We start from the raw sequence: 19533 nt of genomic DNA, 5'->3' as shown, positions 1-19533 counted from the left end.
ACAGTTAAGATATCCATTACACAAAGGAGAACTTATGAGACTGTTACTCGCCCTTCTACTACCTTGGCTCCAATTCTTTACCATCGGTCGCCCTTTTGCCGGCATCATCTGCCTCATATTACAACTAACTCTAATCGGCTGGATTCCAGCAGCCATTTGGTCCGTATATGCGCTCAGCCAATACAAAACAGACCAGAAAATTAAACAAGCGATGGGCGCGAGTGAATAAAATCACTCAACGAAACAACTATTCGTCGCTTTGTGAGATCTTTGCTGGCAAGCTCTGCGTACACAAAGTGTTATTTAAGAAAGGAGCTCTACCATGGCACTACTCTCACGACGCGGCGAAGCGTTAAATACCTGTGGCGACCTACCAGCAACCGGTAGCGCATGCCCTAACTTCACACTCACAGGTGCAAACCTCCAGGACTTCAGCCTTGCTGATCTTAGCGGTAAAACTGTGGTGTTAAATATCTTCCCAAGCATCGACACACCAACCTGTGCGACCTCTGTTCGTACCTTTAATGCAAAACTAAACGACGTTGCTGGTGTTGAAGTGATAAACGTATCTGCAGACCTACCTTTTGCACAGTCACGTTTCTGTGGCGCAGAGGGTCTAGAGAAGGTCAGCAATGCATCGACCTTCCGTAACAGCGATTTCGGCAAGACCTTTGGTGTTGAGATTATCGATTCTGGTATGAAAGGCCTGCTAGCTCGTGCAGTGGTTGTTATTCGTGATGGCAAGATCATTCATGGCGAGCTAGTCCCTGAAATTGCGCAAGAGCCTAACTACGAAGCTGCGTTAGCTGCAGCGCAATCTTAAGCTGCAGGATAAGATCTTTAGGTGACTCCCCCTCTGGGACAGTCACCTCCCTGCTACCTCCCTTCTACAATAATTCCCCATTCCCTGTTACCCTTGCACCCACTATTGTTATAACGCTTTAAGGAATTCCAATGAGCAAGCTTTCGATGCTACGAAATAACCCAATTGGCCTCGGCTGTATGAATATGTCCCACGCCTACAACACACCTGTTGCAGACGATGAAGCAATTAAGGGATTCCGTGAAGCATTTGAAATGGGTTACCGCCACTACGATACAGCGACACTATACGGCGGCGGTAAGAATGAGAAACTGGTTGGTGAAGCGATTAAAGGCTTCCGCGATGAAGTATTCCTAGCCAGCAAGTGTGTTCTCTACGTAGACCCACAAACAGGCAAAGCATTAGATGGCCGTCCAGAGACAATTAAAGCACAGTGTGAAGCGAGCCTACGCCGTCTTCAGACAGAACAGATTGACCTCTACTACCTTCACCGCTTGGACGCCAATGTACCAATTGAAGAGAGCGCAGGCGCAATGAAGGATCTCATTGCTGAAGGTAAGATTGCCAACTACGGCCTATCAGAGATGTCTGCTGAAACTTTGCGTCGCGCTCACAAAGAGCACCCAGTAGCTGCTATTCAGACTGAGTACTCGCTCTGGACTCGTAACGCAGAGATCGCAGTACTCGATACCTGCCGTGAGCTAGATGTAACCTTTGTCGCTTTTAGCCCTCTAGCGCGTGGTTTCCTAAGTCTGACTATCGATGATGTGGACGCACTAGCGGATAAGGATATTCGTCGTGCAATGCCACGTTTCTATCCTGAGAACTTCGGCCAGAACAAAGCGCTACTGAAAGAGTACGTAGCGATAGCTGAGCGCGCTGGCTGCACACCAGCTCAACTTGCATTGGCTTGGATCCGCGCTAAAGACCCATCGATCGTATCTATTCCTGGTACCCGTTTCGTATCTCACATGCGTGATAACCTTGGCGCTACTGAGGTTACGCTAGGTGCTGATATAGTCGCAGATTTGGAACAGCTTATTAACCGATCAACTATTGCGGGTGAGCGTTACAGCGCAGCACAACAGGTTGAGATAGATACTGAAGAGTTCGCTTAACTCTCTAGAAAAACCTATAGAAAAACAAAAATGGCGTGCAGTGAAGAGCTGCACGCCATTTTTTATTCAGACCAATTAAAACAACTATTAAGCGACGTCAGATGCCCATAGCGCTTGTAGTTGTTCACTAATCTCTTTTGAGTGCGTCATTGGTGCCATATGGGCAGCATCCGCCACCTCAACGAGTGCCGCGTGAGGCATACGTGCCTTCAATCCCGTCATTACTGTTTTAACAACAGGCAGAGTTTTCTCACCATAGATCATAGTCATCGGCATCTCGAGTGAAGATAAACGGGCTAAAGTATCTCGCTCTTCTACCCCTGTTTCATCACCAGGCTTACAGGCATCTACAACTGGAATTTGATGTGACAGTCCAACCTGTGCAGGTTCGGGAAGATCCGCTAGGCGTGTACCGCCACCCCAGATATCCATAAAGATTTCAGCAGCTTCCTTATTGCGACCCTCTGCAAGGGCATCAAAATGGGGCTGCATCTGAGCTAGGTAGTCATCTAATACAGGGCGGTCATCTTCACCAGCAACAGCAAGATAGATTGGCTCAATGAGTGTTAGCGAGCGCACTTTCTCTGGATTGCGTGCAGCATACTCGAGTGCGACCATTCCTCCATAGCTGTGCCCAACGAGATCAACAGACTCATCGCCGACCAACTCTGCAACAATATCGCGAGCGGTCATACGCATTAGTCCTGTATCTTGCCAAGGTGCACTTTTACCATGACCAGGCCAATCAGGAGCTTTTAGCGTAATTTCGCTATCGAACATTGCACCATACTGTTTCCAACTCGCTGCGCGACCAAGCGCACAATGGAGCGCAACGACCTTACGATCTCCTGAGCCATAGGTCTCAACATTGATTTTGTTATTTTTAATTGTATCCAAGGACATCGTATTGCTCATAAATCAGAATAGAAAGATAGCTTAAATTATTGAAATTATATAAAGTTATTAAAATCAACTACGCCTATCACATCCACATATGGACCATTAAATGCAATGAGTGCCTGATGTTCAGGATGCGCTTGATAACGTTTAAGAGAATCAATATCTGCTACAACTAACTTTATAAGTAGATGCCAAGAGCGCGCCTCATTGACGATATCGCGACCTATTTGAATCTCTTTAACCTCATCGATACTCTCCTGCAAAGCCAACATGCGACGACAAAACTCATCGCGATGTGCTTCGGGTGTACCCTCTTTAAACTTCAGTGTGATGTAGTGCTGTAACATCTTAAACCTTCGCCCCTTCAGGAATGATTGATGGAGCAGCATTGAGCGCTTCCATGGCAAAACCCGCAGCAGATTTATAGTTATGCATGAACTCATCCATCTCCTGCTGACTAATTACATCGCTGATCTCTTCAAAATCACCGCCACAGCGCTCATCTACTTCACGCAGCAGACCAAATGGACCTGACCCACGATTGCGCAGCACTAGAGCTGAAATAGGACCACACATCTTCTGATCGTAAGCGTTAATCGCCTCAACACCGACACCATGTGCAATAAACGCAGCACCTAATTCACGCGCATCAACAATCGCCTGGCTCGCACCATTTGAACCCACCGGGTACATAACATGTGCTGCATCGCCAATTAATACGACACGACCATCAACCCAACTTGGTACTGGATCACGGTCAATCATTGGGTATTCGTAGATATCCCCTGCACCTTTAAGCATTGCAGGCACATCCAACCAATCGAAATCCCAATCAGCAAAGTGCTCCAGGAAATCTTCAAGCTCAACTTTACGGTTCCAGTCGCCGGTCGGTAGGCCCTGTTTTGTATCGACTGTAATCTCTGCGATCCAGTTCATGACAGAGAGACCATTCTCATCTGGTTGTGAAATTGGGTAGACAACCAAGCGGTGATCGTGATGACCAAGACCAATAAATGAAGCATCCGTACGGAGTGTTTTACCCATAGTGACGCCACGCCACATAATCGCACCACTCCAGTGAGGCTCTGGTTGATTAGGGTACATCTGAGCACGCACATTTGAGTGCAAACCATCTGCACCAACAAGAAGCGAGGCTTCTATCTCTAAACGCTCGCCACTTTTCGATTCTGCGATAACCGATACACCTTCAGTATGATTTGTGTAACTGACAACTTTAAAACCCAGTTTAAGCGAATCTGCACCCCCGCGACTGATCAAGGTATCGTGAAGCAGCATCTGCAACTGACCACGATGAACTGAGTATTGCGGCCAGTTATAACCGGCGGCTTCGCCACGCGGCTCAGCATAGATTTCACGCCCGTTACGACCCACCAGCGCCCACTCTTGGGTTCTCACCCCAACCTTATCAAGTTGTTCAGCAGTGATGCCCATCTCAAACAGTTCTCGAACAGCATTGGGTTGTAGGTTGATACCAACACCTAAAGGTTTTAGCTCTGAAACAGACTCTAAAATCAAACAAGGAACATCGAGCTGTTGAAGGGTTAATGCCAGCGATAAACCGCCAATACCAGCGCCGGCTATAACTACTGGTTTCTGGTTGGTTTTTTGCTGCGAATGTGGGCGCATATCTTGAATCTCTATAGCGTGTAATAAGGCGCGTAACGTTAGCATGTTAAGCAGCGTTACGCCTATAAAACCGAGGTAATTTGAAACCTAAGTATAAGAGGGATAAAAACCACCAATCTCTAGAGCAGATTGGCGGCTTTTGGGAGAGAGCGAGAGATCGTGTGAAGACTATTTAGCAGGAATCGAATAGGTCGCGGTAACATGCGCTACCATTGAGTCTTCACTGCCTGAGTAGATATAACACTCGCCCACACCATTGCGACGACCAACTCGCAGCACACGTGCTCGAGCCAACATATCAACAGGCTCAGGCTTACTCAAAAAGTTGATATTCAAGTTACCCGTAACCGTCATGGGGGATGGCCCAATTTTAGTCTGGAGCGCCGACCAGATAGCGACATCTGCCATACCCATCATGGTAGGTCCGGACACTGTACCGCCCGGACGTAGATGGCTATCGGCAACAGTAAGGCGCATTAATACCCAACCATCACCAGCCTCTTCAACATAACCAAACCCCTCACCTTGTGGAAAATGTTCGGTTAGAAACTGATTTAAACCTTCAACTGTCTGAATCACTGTTAAACCTTAGCGCGTACATAAAAACGTTTAAGAATGCGGAACAGATAGTGAGCATCTTCACTGCCTGCTATTTCACGGATTGAGTGCATTGCAAACTGGGGAACACCAATATCAACAGTGCGTACACCCACTTCAGATGCAGTGATCGGCCCAATCGTACTTCCGCAGCCCAGGTCAGATCGCACAACAAATGCTTGAACTGGAACAGACTCTTCCTGCGCAATATCACGAAATAGCGAAGAGGTTTCGCTGTTGGTTGCATAGCGCTGATTAGAGTTTATCTTAATCACAGGCCCTTTATTGAGTAATGGCCCATGGTTCTCGTCATGACGATCTGCATAGTTAGGGTGAATACCGTGTGCGTTATCAGCAGAGATCATCACAGACTGTGTAATCAAGCGATTACGTAGTTCATTGTCTGGTACTAGACGCTCCAACCACTGGGATAAAATAGGCCCTTGTGCACCACAAGCACTAGCACTCCCAACCTCTTCATGGTCAGTACAGATCAACATCTGGGCCTGGCCTTTATCAGCCGCAATTAAAGCTTGTAGACTGATATAGCAGCTCAGTAGGTTATCTAATCGTGCCGATGCAAGAAACTCTTGGTTCAAACCTATGTAAGCCGGACGCTGGGTATCATAAAAAGAGAGTTCGTAATCGAGCACCTGTGCTACCTCAACACCCTGCTTCTGCAGTTGTGCTTTTAGTAGTCCACGGAAATCCATCTTATCCTCACCCTGCCCCATAAGAACCGGCAGATGCAGCTGTTTGTTCACAGTACGTGAATCATTCGCTTCACGATCCATATGAATAGCAAGACTTGGAATCACAGCAATTGGATCTTTAAAGTCGATCAACTTGTTGACCAAATCACCAGCCGCAGTTTTACAGGTAACACGACCAGCTAGTGATAGATCACGATCGAACCATGGATTGAGTAGCGCACCGCCATATACCTCAACACCTAACTGCTGATAGTTGAAGCGGTACAGTTCTGGAGTCGGTTTTACGCGCAAACAAGGAGAATCAGTGTGCGCACCCACCATGCGGATACCGGCATCAAAGGATTCAGGCTGACGCCAAGCGATGATCGATGACTGGTTACGGACAAGGTAGTAACCTTCACCTGCCTTTACACTCCAAGAGTCACTCTCAAGAAGCTCACTAAAACCGGCAGCATCAAGGCGAGATTTAATACTCTCAACTGCATGAAACGGGGTTGGGCTATCAGCGATAAAATCGATCAACTGCTGATTAAAATTTTGAAGATCCATTATTACTCCTGTGCTCCTGCATCTGAAATACCAAGCAACTTAACTGTAAATATGATTGTCGAGTTGGCTGGAATATCAACGCTTGGACTGCGTGCGCCATAAGCCAAATCGGCAGGGATGAAAAGCTCCCACTCTGAGCCAACACTCATCATTGAAAGCCCTTCTCGCCAGCCATCTATAACTTGATTGAGAGGAAACTTGATCGACTTACCCTCAGCGGTTGCATCAAAGATACCGCCATCCACTCGACGCCCCTGATACTGCACCTCAACGATTTGATCACGGGCTGGCTTAGCACCCGTCGCATCCGTAATGATGCGATACTGAAGACCCGATGCAGTCACCTGCACGCCCGGTTGTTTCAGATTATTTGCCAAAAACTCATTACCCGCTTTGCGCGTATCATCGTTCAACGCCTTTTCAAGAAGCGACTGACGGAAGGCCTCTTTATCTTCAATAGGTTGGTGTTCAGAAGAGCCATCACAACCGGCCAAGAGGGTGACACATAGAAGTAGACCAAATACTCGCAAAACCGTAACTCCGTAAAATGCGTAGAAAGATTAACTATTTTACATCATCCATGCCACTAGCCTACACTGAGCGCTACTGTTTTTAGCTCTTGCGACGATTAAGGATTTGTTTCATGCGGGCAACGCTGCTCTCGATACTACTACTGTTATCTGCTTTTGCTTCACAAACTCAAGCAAACCTTAAACCTGAGCCAGTCCACTCTGATGCCATTCAGTCGCTCGTTGCAGCCCTTGAGGGTCACCACTACCGTGAGCTTCAACTCGATGATGAGTTGTCTACAGAGATCTTTAATCGCTATTTCGACGCCATTGACCCAGGCCGTGCCTACCTTTTACAAAGCGATATTGACAGCTTTGCAAGTCGACAAACCAAGCTAGATGACGAGCTTCGTGCTGGCAACCTAAGCTTTGCATTTGCAGCATATGATCTATTCTTGAAGCGTTTCAAGGAGCGAAGCGATAGCCTAATCGGCCGACTTGAATCCAAAGAGCCATTCAACTTTAACAGAGACGATAAACTCGAAATTAGCCGCGATAAAAAGCCCTGGTTTACAAGCCAGCAGGCGATCGACGACTACTGGGCACGCCGCCTCAAAAGCGCTGTGCTGAATTTAAAACTCTCCGATAATTCGGTAGATGAAGCACGAGAGACACTAATTAAACGCTACTCTGGCCAACTTAAACGTGCAGAACAGACCAACAGCGAAGACGTCTTCCAGAGCTTTGCTAATGTCATGGCCCGTATTTACGACCCACATACGGCCTACTTCTCACCTGCCACCTCTGAGAACTTCAAAATCAATATGAGCCTCTCGCTTGAAGGCATCGGTGCCGTACTTCAGAGCGAAGATGAGAATACCAAGGTGGTTAGCCTAGTTCCTGCAGGTCCTGCCGATAAGAGTGGCCAGTTAAAACCCGCTGATCTCATCGTAGGTGTAGGCCAGGGCGAATCGGGTGAAATCGAAGATGTTGTCGGCATGCGTCTAGATGACGTGGTCGATCGTATACGCGGCCCTAAAGGCTCAATCGTTCGTTTAGAGATTATTCCGGCAAGCTCAGCAGATAAAACCACACGCAAAGTGATAAACCTTGTTCGAAATAAGGTCGCTCTTGAGGAGCAAGCAGCACAATCACGCATCCTTGAAGTGAAGCGCGATGGCCAACCGTACAAAATCGGAATCATCGACATACCAACCTTCTATATAGATTTCGCAGCACTTCAAGCAGGTGATAAAGATTACCGAAGCACCACACGTGACGTAGCTAAGTTGATAGAGGATCTCAAAAAAGAGAATATCGATGGCCTAGTTATCGACCTCCGTGAAAATGGTGGCGGCTCACTGCGTGAAGCAAACGAGCTTGTAGGACTCTTCATTAGCCGCGGCCCTACTGTACAGATTCGCGATCTAAACGGGCGAGTTGATGTGTTAGGCGACTACAACCCAGATACAACCTGGACTGGCCCGCTCACGGTTGTAATTGACCGTCTCAGCGCATCGGCTTCTGAGATCTTTGCAGGCGCAATTCAAGACTACCGCCGCGGTCTTATCGTTGGCAGCCGCACCTTTGGTAAAGGCACAGTGCAGACACTGCAACCACTTAAGCATGGTCAGCTAAAGTACACGACTGCTAAGTTCTACCGCATCTCTGGCGAGAGCACACAACACCAAGGTGTAGCACCGGATATCAACTTTCCGCCTATGATCGACGAGAGTGAAATCGGCGAAAGCGCTCTTGATTTCGCACTTCCTTGGGACCAGGTAAGACCTGTACGCTATGCACGCTACAGCTCACTCGATCGCTGGATTCCAGAGCTGAAGAATCGCTACCTGCAACGCGTAGCCAACGATCCAGACTTCAACCACATGTGGGGCACGCTCGAGTTTCTTAAGAAACAGAAGGCACAAGAGTGGTTGCCACTCAACGAAACAGCCCTTACCGCGCAGCGTGATTCAATCGATCAAGCTCAAATTGATCTAGAGAACAAACGCCGTAATGCAAAAGGTGAAACGCCAATAAAATCGCTCGATGATCTGCTGAGTGAAACAGACGCCAAATCACAGCCGGTTAACCCTGATAGTGAAGCTGTACTCAAAGAGGCGAGCGAGTTAACCATCGATATGATTCAGATGTTCTTCAAAGAGGATCAGTCGCGTTTGGCTGGTTAAAAAAACACCACGCCAGACTATCCTCTACCCCGCTATTTCTGTATAATTCTGCGCTTTCTCGCTTTGGGTGGTACATCCATCAGCTTAGTGCCAATCTAAAAGCGATTTAATAAACCGACCCTATGCAGCTGATGGTATAGGCTAGCGTGCCGTTCTAGGCACCATATATAGGACACTTTCATGAGCGAAAGCTTTGCTGAACTGTTTGAAGCATCCCTCCAAGAACTAGCAATGACTCCAGGTACACTTGTAACTGGTACTGTTGTTGATATCGATTCTGATTGGGTTACCGTTAACGCTGGTCTTAAGTCTGAAGCGATCATTCCTCGCTCTCAGTTCCTTAACGACGCTAACGAACTAGAAATCAAAATCGGTGATGACGTTAAAGTTGCACTAGAAGCCGTTGAAGATGGCTTTGGTGAAACTAAGCTTTCACGTGAGAAAGCTAAGCGTTCAGAAGCGTGGGAAGTACTTCAGGCTAAATTTGAAGCTGAAGAAGTTGTTACGGGTTACATCTCGGGCAAAGTTAAAGGCGGCTTCACAGTTAACGTTAACAACATCCAGGGTTTCCTACCAGGTTCATTGGTAGATGTACGCCCAGTACGTGACGTTGACCACCTTGAAGGCAAAGAGCTGGAATTCAAACTGATCAAGCTCGACCAGAAACGTAACAACGTAGTTGTATCTCGCCGTGCAGTAATGCAGGAAGCGAACAGCGCTCAACGTGACGAGATCCTTGCTGACCTTGAAGAAGGCCAGGAAGTTAAAGGTTACGTTAAGAACCTTACTAACTACGGTGCGTTCATCGATCTTGGCGGTGTTGATGGTCTTCTACACATCACTGACATGGCGTGGAAACGTATCTCTCACCCAAGCGAAATGCTAAACCCAGGTGATGAGATCTCAGTTAAGATCATCAAGTTCGATAAAGAGAACGGTCGTATCTCTCTAGGTCTAAAACAGCTTTCTGAAGATCCATGGGAAGCTATCAAGAACCGTTACCCAGCTGGCACACGTGCTAACGCTAAAGTAACTAACTTGACTGATTACGGCTGCTTCGCATCTCTAGAAGATGGCGTTGAAGGTCTTGTACACGTATCAGAAATGTCTTGGACTAACAAAAACATCCACCCATCAAAAATCGTTCAGCTTGGCGATGCGGTAGAAGTTATGGTTCTTGACGTTGATGAAGAACGTCGTCGTATCTCTTTGGGTATCAAGCAGTGTACTGCTAACCCATGGGCATCTTTCTCTGAGCAGTACGCTGCTGGCGATAAAGTGTCTGGTACTATCAAGACTATCACTGACTTCGGTATCTTCGTTGGCCTAGCTAACGATCTAGATGGCCTTGTTCACATGTCTGATATCACTTGGGAAGCTGACGCTGAAGCTGCTCTTCGTGAATTCAAGAAAGGTGACGAAGTTGAAGCAGTTATCCTATCTATCGACGCAGAAAAAGAGCGCATCTCTCTTGGCATCAAACAGCTTGAGAGCGATCCATTCTCTGAGTTCCTAGCAGCTAACGAAAAAGGCGCAGTTGTAACTGGTAAAGTTATCGCTGTTGAGCCACGTGCAGCTACTGTTGAACTTGCAGAAGGCATCGAAGCAGTTCTTAAAGCTTCTGATATCGCTGCAGAGCGTATCGAAGACGCTACTACCGCTCTTAAAGTTGGTGACAGCGTTGAAGGTAAGATCGTTGGTGTTGACCGTCGCAACCGCGTAATCAACTTCTCTATCCGTGCTAAAGATCAGGCTGACGAAAAAGCAGCTATCAAAGCAGCACAGAACGTAGAAGTTGAAGTATCAGGTCCAACCACTATCGGTGACCTAATCAAGCAGCAGATGGGTCAGTAATCGAACGATTACCGACACACAAAAAAGAGCGCTTCGGCGCTCTTTTTTATGCCTGAAATTTGTAGGGAAATGATAAATACGATTAGCGAAGCTAATCGATCGCGGCTTGGCGCGTGGCGCCAATGCGCTCCTACATCAGGACTCTGTAGCGGGTTATGTGCGAAGCTCGAATGTAGGAGCGCATTGCCTGTAAGGCAAGCCGCGATAAACCGCTTTGGTAGGAGGGATTGGCCCAAAGAGACAACCCCGATCAATGATTACAAAACCACCCGATAAGCAATAAACGCCAACGAGTAAGCCATCACCCCATACCCAAAAAACATACCTATAGGCAGCTTCCAGGAGCCGCTCTCACGGCGAAGCGTTGCAAGAGTCGAGATACATTGCGCAGCAAGCGCAAAGAAGATGAACAGCGCAATACCTGATGCTAACGAGATACCTGACTCTTGGATCTGTGTTGCTAGCGAGCCAAACTCCTCACCTGCCCCCTCAATGCCATAGAGAGTACCCAAGGTACCCACAAAAACTTCACGTGCAAGGAAGGAGGCGATAATTGCAACACCGTATTTCCAATCCAAACCAAGTGGCTCAAATACCGGTTCAAGAAAACGACCAAGATGGCCCAGCCATGAGTCACTCAAACTAGCACCATAGTTAGGGAAGTAGCCAAGCACCCAAACCACAAGACTTACCCAAAAGATGATTGGTCCGGCACGCATTACGAAGTCACCACTACGATCCCATGCATGACGGAGCAAAGCCCTACCCCCAGGCAAACGATACGGCGGCATCTCAAGAACAAATGGCACATCGCTCTTACTGCTTACCTCTACACGTGAAACAACAGCAGCAACCAACAGAGCGCTAACGATACCGAACAAGTAGATACCGAGCATAGCCAACCCCTGCATACCAAATAGACCGCCAAGAAGAGGTAAATTTGGCACAAAGGTAACGATTAATAGACCATAAACAGGTAAGCGCGCAGAACAGGGCATCAAAGGTATCGCAAGATAGGTCAACCAGCGACGGCGTGGCGATTCAATGGTACGTGCAGCGTAGATACCTGGAATAGCACAGGCAACGCCCGAAAGCATCGGTACAAAGCTTTTCCCGGTAAGACCAAACATACGCAGAGGACGGTGACAAATCACCGCAGCACGCGCCAGATAGCCAGAGTCCTCCATCACACCCACTACCAGGGTCAGGATGAAGATCTGTGGCACAAAGACAAGAAACGCCCCTAACCCACCAAAAAGCGCATCATTCACAAAATCATGAACCCAACCCGTTGAAATTAACGGCAGAACCGATTCAGCGATAGAAGCTATGACAGCCTCTACACCATCCATTAATGGCGCAGCCCAGGTGAATATTGATTGGAAAAGCAGAAACATAATCAATACAAAGCTAATACCACCTGTGATCGTATTCAAAAAGAATCGATCGGCACGATTATGCGCCAGAAGAAGATAGTCACCCTTAGGCCCATACTCGTTGGCAAGTTCTTCAGCTAGGTTACGAAAATGACCCTGATCAACAGCAATAAAACTCTCTGTAAGTGAACGCGTTAACAGCGGAATGCCATTGCGACTTTGGCGTAAAACCTCAGCAACCCCCTCACCCTTTCTAGCAGAGACTGGCACGACAGGCATATCGAGTTTTGCACTTAGGCCATCAGCGTCAACACACTGATTATGACGCGCCAGAACATCACTCATATTAGCGGCGATCATCACCGGGTGACCTGCTCGTAAACAGGCCTCACGTACCTGCAATGCAAAAACCAACCCCTTCTCCATGCGCGTTGAGTCTACAACACAGACAACCGCCTCAATCTCTCCTGGTTTCGCTTCAAGGAATTTGTAGAAAGCTTCTACAGATACCTGCTCCTCTCCCGAAATGGGCGTCAGTGAGTAGGTACCAGGGAAATCAACAACTAGAAGATCGGAACGGTCTATCGCAGGTCCTGTAGATGTAGAGACGGTAATACCTGGAAAGTTTGCAACACGTTGATTCATACCGGTCAGACGATTAAATAGCATCGACTTACCTGAGTTAGGACTACCCACTAATAGAAGTTTTTTCACTACGACTCAATCCTTTGAATCTGAACCATTAAGGCGACAGGCTTTTCTAAAGAGTAGACAGCATTACCTACGCGATACAACTTAGGCGCACCCAAGCGAGGAGCTTGAGTACAGAGAATGTTTGCCCCAGTACGAAAACCCAACTCATCTATACGCGCTTTAATGGCACTATCCAATTGCGAGTCGAAGCCCACAATCTGGCATAGCTCATCGCGCTTAAGCATCCAAAGATTGTCTGTACTAGTGTTGGACATGGAGATCTAACCAAAGAGTAAAAGCAGATTCTAAATGAGAATCATACTCATTTACAGAGCTTCCTAAAGTTTCTTTGATCATAATCAAGAAATGGGAGCCATGGCTCCCTTTAAAAAATAGTAAGAGTTGTTTCAGTGAATAACTAACTCTTTAACAAGCCCTAGTAGAGCTAAGGAGATAAAAATAACGGTGATATTTTTAATTGCACTCTCAGAGAGCAGCTTAAAGACCTTTAGTGCGATCGGCATGGCCAATAAACAACCTACCATAAGAGAAGCCACCATAGAGTAGTCCATAAAACCACGGCTACCTAGGGTTAAAGAGACCGCCAAAGAGAGAATAAGCCCCACAGGTATTGAAGTCGCAACGGCTGACTTAATGGAAAGTCCACCAGAAGACGCCAATGCCGGCACCACAAGTACACCGCCACCGACACCAGTAAAGCCCATGAGTAAGCCTGTGATACCACTAAGAGTCGTTAATCCCAACTTACTCAAAGAGTCCCTAATCGCTTTAGTGAACATCGAAGCGACTGATAAGATACCAGCTAGAAGCACGGCTAGCATGAGGTAGAAATCGACCTCTTTTCTGACTGCTGGGTCTGTAATTAATGTCAGACTAAGTGCACAAACAATGGTAATTGGTACACAGAGATAGAGGAACTTACGACCTACTCCCCAGTTAACACCACCCTGCTTGGCATGACCAGCTGTCATAAGAATTTTAGCTAAAAAAGCGTAAAAGGAACCTGTGGCAACGGCAAGGGTTGGGTCCATTCCGAAAAGAACGATGAGCGACGGGACAACCAGTACCCCAGCCCCAACACCAGACATAAATATCAGCATCGAGAAGACAAAGCCGGCAACAACGCCGGCTATATCTATCGACAACAACGATGAAAATTCCATACCAATCTCAGCTAACTTTTAGCGCTGCGGCATGTCAGCCCGGCCATAGCCTAGGCTCACTGTAGCATCATCTGGTATAGGTGGAATACTGTCATTCCAATCTAACCAAGCCTGACGCATTTCAGCTAAACGATCTGGATCGTTTTTCGCATGGTTGGCGCGCTCACGCGCATCATTCACGACGTTGAATAGGTATTCGTGCTCATCAACTTTGAGGTACTTCCACTCACCCATACGATATGCGCGCTGGCTGCGGTGGTTCATACGCCAGAATAGCGGACGTTTAAACTCTTCAACCTCACCTGTTAATACAGGCGTTAGGTCAACACCATCTGTTGCGTAGCTTGGATCGGCTTCACCACCACCAACTTTCAGCATGGTGTACGACCAATCCATCGTCATACAGTGCTGTGTTGATTTTTGACCCGCTTTAATCGCTTTAGGCCAACGCGCAACCCAAGGCACTCGAATACCGCCTTCTGTGAGGTCCATCTTACCACCGACTAATGGCCAGTTATCGGAGAAGCGCTCTCCACCATTATCACTGGTGAATACGATCAAGGTATCTTCAGTTAAACCATGCTCTTCAAGCGCAGCCATAATGTTACCGATACCCTCGTCCATGTGATGAATCATACGCTGGTAGGTATGGATATTACCGCCATCAAGGTGGAATAGATTTGTGATGTTCTTAGAGATCTCCTCATCATCACGCGTCTCCCACGGCCAGTGTGGTGCAGTGTAGTGAAGGCTGAGGAAGAATGGTTTACCTGACTTAGCACCTTCCGCACGACGATGTACAAAATCGACTGCACGCTCAGATAAAAGGTCCGTTAGATAACCAATCTCATGGTGCTCATCTTCGTTGATGAAGAGGTCATGATCACCCTTACCGCTGACATGGCTAAAGTAATCCACTCCGCCAGCCATGATGCCGTAAAACTCTTCATAACCTGAAGCGCGCGGACCGAAGTGAGGCGGGTAACCTAGGTGCCACTTACCAATAAGACCTGTGTAGTAGCCTGCTTTCTTTAGTTGTGACGGCAGCGTTGGAATCTCAGGAGGTAAGCCAAGCTTAGGGTCACCCTTTGAACGGCTATTAATAGGCTCTTCAAGGGCACCACGCAAGCGGTACTGGTACGCCATGGTCATCAGGGCAAAACGCGTTGGTGAACATACCGGAGAGTTTGAGTAACCCTCTGTAAACATCATCCCTTCTGCAGCTAAGCGATCGATATTTGGAGATATCTGGCCAAACTGTGCTTCACGACCGCCGTAACAGCCTAGATCTGCGTATCCAAGATCATCGGCAACGATGTAGATAATATTGGTCATAGTGCACCACCCTCTTTAATAAGACTGTTAAAACCAAGCATGCGACGGTGTGCAAGGATAATAAGCAGCGCACCACCAAGGCCTACCAGATCCCAGTAACCCTCTGGTACAAACATCAACACTACACATGCAATACGTAACGCAATTTCAAAGATATTCAGTTTCGAGTTATCAAAACCAATCAACGCACTCGAAAGTACAGGAATACTGATCAACAATTTCAGCATCAACCATGCCCATGGCAGCCAAGCGAACTGAACGCTCTCCTGGTCAACACTCAGCATCAGTGGGTTGTAAGCGAACATGAATGGGATCAAGAAGATCATGATACCGATACGTGACGCGTCAACAGATGTCTTTATAGGCCCGCCACCAGATATGGTTGCAGCAGCATAAGCAGCAATCGCAACTGGCGGTGTAATTGCAGAACCTACCGCAATCATAAATACGAACATATGTGCTGTAAGCGTATCTAGACCAAGCATCTGCATTGCTGGAATCGCGATAGTCGCCACAGTGACATAAGCCGGTAGCGTCGGCATACCCATACCCAAGATCACACAACCTACTGCAGCAACAAGCAGTGAAATCATTAGTGAGTCAGTAACAACAGAGTTGAGAAGGACACCAAATTTCACCGGCACCCCCGTAGCTGACAATGCCGAGATAACAATCGATACCGCTGCAATCGCCATTAGAAGACCTGCAAAGGTAGAACCACCTTCCGATAGACACTTAATCAAACGAGCAGGCTGTTTACGAACCTCTGGGTTGATAAAGCTTAGAGGGAACAATAGTGCCAGCGCTGTAATCGAAGCACCTGACGGAGACATACCTTGAATCAGCAGTACTACAATGACCGCCAGTGGTCCAAAGATCATAACTAGGTTTAGGTAGTCCTGCTTATTAGGTACTGGCGTGTTAGCGATATCTTCTTCATTAGGCTTAATACCAAGACGCTTAGTCTCAAAGTAGATCATCGTACAAACGCTGATGTAGTAAGCGATCGCAGGCACAAGCACTGCGATAATGATGGTCAGGTAGCCAACCCCAGCAAAATCTGCCATCACAAGTGCAGCTGCACCCATAATAGGTGGCATGATCTGGCCACCCGACGAAGCAGAAGCCTCTACTGCACCAGCAAAGCTTTTCGAAAAGCCGCGACGCATAATCATTGGAATAGTTACGACACCGGTGCCTACAACGTTGGCAACCGCACTGCCTGATACAGTACCGAATAGACCAGACGACATAACAGCTGCATATGCTGGGCCACCTGCGGTACGACGCATCCAGTAAAACGCGATACGAATCATCGACTCTCCAGCACCTACACCCTCAAGCACGGCCCCAAGAATGATGAATGGGAATACAGTAGTGATAACAATCGAGAAGGTAGAACCCATCATGCCCGTATCAAGACTGAAGAGAAGGTTCTGCGCCAACATCTCTTCAACACCGCTGTTTACAGTGCGAAGCGGTCCAGGCCACAGGTGACCAGTCCACATGTAAGCAACACCGATGACACCTAGTATTGCAACCGGCATACCCCAGATGCGCCAACAGAAAAATAGCGCACCTGCTGAAGCACAAACGGCAACCCACATCTCGTAGGTACCAAACAGGAACATCGCGTCATCGATATCACGCGCGACGAAATAGAACTCGTAGCTACCCCAGAACAGGCCTGCAGTAGCAGCCAATCCAATCAGAAGCACCCACCAAGGTGTTTTCTTACTTGAATTAGACATATCAACCAATACCAATGCGACACATAGTGCAAAGAAGGTTGGGCGGAACCAGTGCATTGGGAAGGGTCCAAGACGGAAGTCACCAATCGCTGGTAGGACGTTAGCCAAGCCATAGAAGGCTACAACCATACCCAGAGCAAAAGCGATCCACTTCTGCATAGTAGCTGCGAGAGAAGTATTCATAATTTGAACTCGATTTGAGTATGCAGGGCCAGCCTAGCCAGCCCTGCGATTAATAACTTATAGGAAGTTACTTAAGATCTGCTGGAACAGTGAAGCCATTCTCTTCGAAGTACTTGATAGCACCTGGATGAAGTGGTGCTGTTACACCTACGAATGGGCTGTACTTAGATAGGTGGTTAAGAAGACGGTTGTCTTTACCCATCTGCTCACGTGTCTCCATGTAAACCTTGGTCATAGTGTAAGCAAGGTCATCAGACATCGATGCATTTACACCCATGAACATAAGAGTCAGGAATGAGCTTGAATCAGAAGTATTCGCCTGATCTGGGTAGGTGCCAGCAGGAATATTAGCAGGCTCCATACCTAGACCTTTCTTAGGCAGAGTACCTTCTGGGATTCCTAGAATACGGATTGGACGCTTAAGGCTTAGCTCAGCAACAACCTGAGAACCTACTGGGAAAGAACCCACGTAAACGTCAAACTGACCATCCTGGAAAGCCTGCGCTGCCGCACCCCAAGGCGCTTTAATACCTTCATAGGTATCTTTCTCTAGGCCACCTGCAGCCGCAAGAGATGTGATCTGTGCGTTAGCTGCACCTGCTGGTGGACCAATGTAAACACGCTTACCGGCAGCGTCTTTCCACTCATTGATGCCGTTATCAGCCCAAGTGATCGCATGGTAAGTTGAGCCTGGGAAACCGTAAAGAGCACGAACAGAGCTTGCCATCTCAGCGCCCTTCTCAGCACCCATCTTCGCGTAAGGTCCCTTACCTGCTTTAAGTGCAAGGTATGCGCCTGGCGGAATCACAGAAGAGTCTAGAGATCCGTTAGCAATTTTTAGAAGTGATTTAGTCAGAGTCTGACCCATCGCCAACTGTACATTGACATCAGCCTTAGAAAGGTATGATGCCATGGTCTGAGGCATTAGACCTACAACAGACTGTGCTGTAGCTGCTTCCATGCTGATATCTACAGCCTGTGCTGACATAGCTGAAAGACCGATGCTTGCAGCTAGAATTGTTTTACCAAGTGCCTTTTTGAACATTGCTTTAACTCCGATAGTTATTTTTTTCGAGTGAAGCAAGTCTATCGCGACGAGGTAAAATGTGTAAAATTACATTTTAATCTTCCAAATTAAAAAAAATGTATGGATCCTAAACATCTCTTCTACCTTTCAGTCGTGCTAGAAAAAGGCTCGCTCACAGAGGCAGCTAAACACCTAGCAGTTACTCAGCCAACTCTCACACGTGTTATGTCTACACTTGAGATGCAGGCCGGCACAACACTGTTTAGCCGCAGCCGCTATGGCGTGAAAGGCACACCTGTTGGTGAAGCACTGGCGCGTGAAGGTCGCGCCATACAGCGCAACGTCGAGGCAGCTACCTCCATCGCATCTAGACATCGTATAGGTTTGGATAAAGAGCTGCGTATTGGTGTGGGTCCACTTCTGGCTGCAACTGTAATGCCCGAAGTTCAAAATAGACTCCTAGCTGCTAATCCAAATATCTCACTATCTATAGAGGTCTCAAGGCCGACTAAAGTGATTGATGAGTTAATTGATAACGAGCTCGACTTCGCCCTAGCTCCATCCGCAACCAATCGTCAGATTCCTGGCTGTGTTCGTACTAAGGTGGCTGATGACTCAATCGGCATCTACTGCAGTACGACACACCCTCTGGCTAACCTCAACAGACCATTAGAGGTTAACGACCTAGCCACAGCACGTTGGCTCAGCCTTGGTCACGGCTCCCCCTTTGAACGTGAAGTGATGGACCTACTCGCTGAGGAGGGTGTTTCTAAGATACGTACCCAAGTTGTGTATAGGAACGAAGGGTATCTTCTATTGGAGGGGCTAAAAGCAGGACTGCATCTATCTGTCCTCCCCCACCTTCCAATGCAACTTGTGAAACAGCATTACCAACTCAAACCCTTGGAGCTTAACCGCAGCCTTAGCCAAGCGCGAGATATCTTCCTGTGGGCACGAGAAGAGATGGCCGATCACCCTATGCATCTACAACTACAGGAGATTTTTAAAGAGGTCGTTGCATCTGTTGAAAGCTAAACCTGTTTGTTTAGAACAATCCGTAGCGTAGTATCGCAGTATCAAATTTT

General features: G+C 47.5%; 18 protein-coding genes. 6 read left to right on the top strand and 12 right to left on the bottom strand.

Annotated elements, in window-relative coordinates:
- Nucleotides 1–34 precede the first annotated feature (34 nt).
- The 3 genes from HH196_RS03055 to HH196_RS03045 all read left to right on the top strand — a co-directional run bounded on the left by HH196_RS03055 (nt 35) and on the right by HH196_RS03045 (nt 1941).
- Nucleotides 35–229 carry a YqaE/Pmp3 family membrane protein gene (locus tag HH196_RS03055; RefSeq protein ID WP_169450615.1) on the top strand — a complete coding sequence of 65 codons (195 nt, stop codon included), beginning with the start codon at nt 35–37 and terminating at the stop codon, nt 227–229.
- 93 nt (nt 230–322) lie between these two features.
- Nucleotides 323–823 carry a thiol peroxidase gene (gene tpx, locus HH196_RS03050; RefSeq protein ID WP_169450614.1) on the top strand — a complete coding sequence of 167 codons (501 nt, stop codon included), beginning with the start codon at nt 323–325 and terminating at the stop codon, nt 821–823.
- Nucleotides 824–954: 131 nt separating this feature from the next.
- The gene (locus HH196_RS03045; protein WP_169450613.1) at nt 955–1941 is read left to right on the top strand and encodes an aldo/keto reductase; all 987 of its coding nucleotides are present in this window, start codon (nt 955–957) and stop codon (nt 1939–1941) included.
- Between the two features lie 87 nt (nt 1942–2028).
- Here the strand turns inward: HH196_RS03045 and HH196_RS03040 are convergent, their stop codons facing one another.
- The 6 genes from HH196_RS03040 to HH196_RS03015 all read right to left on the bottom strand — a co-directional run bounded on the left by HH196_RS03040 (nt 2029) and on the right by HH196_RS03015 (nt 6877).
- A complete protein-coding gene (locus HH196_RS03040) occupies nt 2029–2844 on the bottom strand; it encodes an alpha/beta fold hydrolase (protein ID WP_169450612.1) in 816 nt (271 codons plus the stop codon).
- Nucleotides 2845–2891: 47 nt separating this feature from the next.
- On the bottom strand, nt 2892–3188 hold the full coding sequence (locus tag HH196_RS03035) for a Dabb family protein (RefSeq protein ID WP_169450611.1): 297 nt from the start codon (nt 3186–3188) through the stop codon (nt 2892–2894).
- A 1-nt stretch (nt 3189) separates the two neighbouring features.
- Entirely contained in the window at nt 3190–4533 is a 1344-nt protein-coding gene (locus HH196_RS03030) for a flavin-dependent oxidoreductase (protein WP_248276880.1), read from the bottom strand.
- Between the two features lie 123 nt (nt 4534–4656).
- Nucleotides 4657–5067, bottom strand: a complete 411-nt coding sequence (locus HH196_RS03025) for a PaaI family thioesterase (RefSeq protein ID WP_169450610.1) — start codon at nt 5065–5067, stop codon at nt 4657–4659.
- Between the two features lie 2 nt (nt 5068–5069).
- Nucleotides 5070–6347, bottom strand: coding sequence for a M18 family aminopeptidase (locus HH196_RS03020; RefSeq protein WP_169450609.1), 1278 nt, complete (start codon nt 6345–6347; stop codon nt 5070–5072).
- A 2-nt stretch (nt 6348–6349) separates the two neighbouring features.
- Nucleotides 6350–6877, bottom strand: a complete 528-nt coding sequence (locus tag HH196_RS03015) for an FKBP-type peptidyl-prolyl cis-trans isomerase (RefSeq protein WP_248276879.1) — start codon at nt 6875–6877, stop codon at nt 6350–6352.
- Between the two features lie 113 nt (nt 6878–6990).
- Here HH196_RS03015 and HH196_RS03010 point away from each other — a divergent pair, with 113 nt between their 5' ends.
- Both HH196_RS03010 and rpsA read left to right on the top strand, forming a co-directional pair.
- Entirely contained in the window at nt 6991–9045 is a 2055-nt protein-coding gene (locus HH196_RS03010) for a carboxy terminal-processing peptidase (protein WP_211160812.1), read from the top strand.
- A gap of 180 nt (nt 9046–9225) precedes the next feature.
- Nucleotides 9226–10899, top strand: a complete 1674-nt coding sequence (gene rpsA, locus HH196_RS03005) for a 30S ribosomal protein S1 (RefSeq protein WP_169450607.1) — start codon at nt 9226–9228, stop codon at nt 10897–10899.
- Between the two features lie 257 nt (nt 10900–11156).
- Here the strand turns inward: rpsA and HH196_RS03000 are convergent, their stop codons facing one another.
- The 6 genes from HH196_RS03000 to HH196_RS02975 all read right to left on the bottom strand — a co-directional run bounded on the left by HH196_RS03000 (nt 11157) and on the right by HH196_RS02975 (nt 18466).
- The gene (locus tag HH196_RS03000; RefSeq protein WP_169450606.1) at nt 11157–12989 is read right to left on the bottom strand and encodes a ferrous iron transporter B; all 1833 of its coding nucleotides are present in this window, start codon (nt 12987–12989) and stop codon (nt 11157–11159) included.
- Complete coding sequence (locus HH196_RS02995; protein WP_211160811.1) at nt 12989–13243, bottom strand: FeoA family protein; 255 nt, start codon at nt 13241–13243, stop codon at nt 12989–12991. The genes HH196_RS03000 and HH196_RS02995 overlap by 1 nt, the downstream gene beginning before the upstream one ends.
- 132 nt (nt 13244–13375) lie before the next feature.
- Nucleotides 13376–14152: a sulfite exporter TauE/SafE family protein gene (locus HH196_RS02990; protein ID WP_169450605.1), complete on the bottom strand. Its 777-nt coding sequence runs from the start codon at nt 14150–14152 to the stop codon at nt 13376–13378.
- 18 nt (nt 14153–14170) lie between these two features.
- Nucleotides 14171–15487 (bottom strand): sulfatase, encoded by a 1317-nt coding sequence (locus HH196_RS02985; RefSeq protein ID WP_169450604.1) that lies wholly within the window; start codon nt 15485–15487, stop codon nt 14171–14173.
- Complete coding sequence (locus HH196_RS02980; RefSeq protein WP_169450603.1) at nt 15484–17421, bottom strand: TRAP transporter fused permease subunit; 1938 nt, start codon at nt 17419–17421, stop codon at nt 15484–15486. Before HH196_RS02980 ends, HH196_RS02985 begins: the two co-directional genes overlap by 4 nt.
- A 67-nt stretch (nt 17422–17488) precedes the next feature.
- Nucleotides 17489–18466 (bottom strand): TAXI family TRAP transporter solute-binding subunit, encoded by a 978-nt coding sequence (locus HH196_RS02975; RefSeq protein ID WP_169450602.1) that lies wholly within the window; start codon nt 18464–18466, stop codon nt 17489–17491.
- 102 nt (nt 18467–18568) lie between these two features.
- Between HH196_RS02975 and HH196_RS02970 the strand changes: the two genes are divergently transcribed.
- The gene (locus HH196_RS02970) at nt 18569–19483 is read left to right on the top strand and encodes a LysR family transcriptional regulator (protein WP_169450601.1); all 915 of its coding nucleotides are present in this window, start codon (nt 18569–18571) and stop codon (nt 19481–19483) included.
- The last annotated feature ends 50 nt before the right edge of the window (nt 19484–19533 follow it).

Origin of the sequence: Marinobacterium sp. LSUCC0821 (assembly GCF_012848475.1) — a bacterium.
Classification (GTDB): Bacteria; Pseudomonadota; Gammaproteobacteria; order Pseudomonadales; family Balneatricaceae; genus Marinobacterium_E.
The sequence above is the reverse complement of the archived record's forward strand: the minus strand, read 5'-3'. Positions and strand labels throughout refer to the sequence as shown.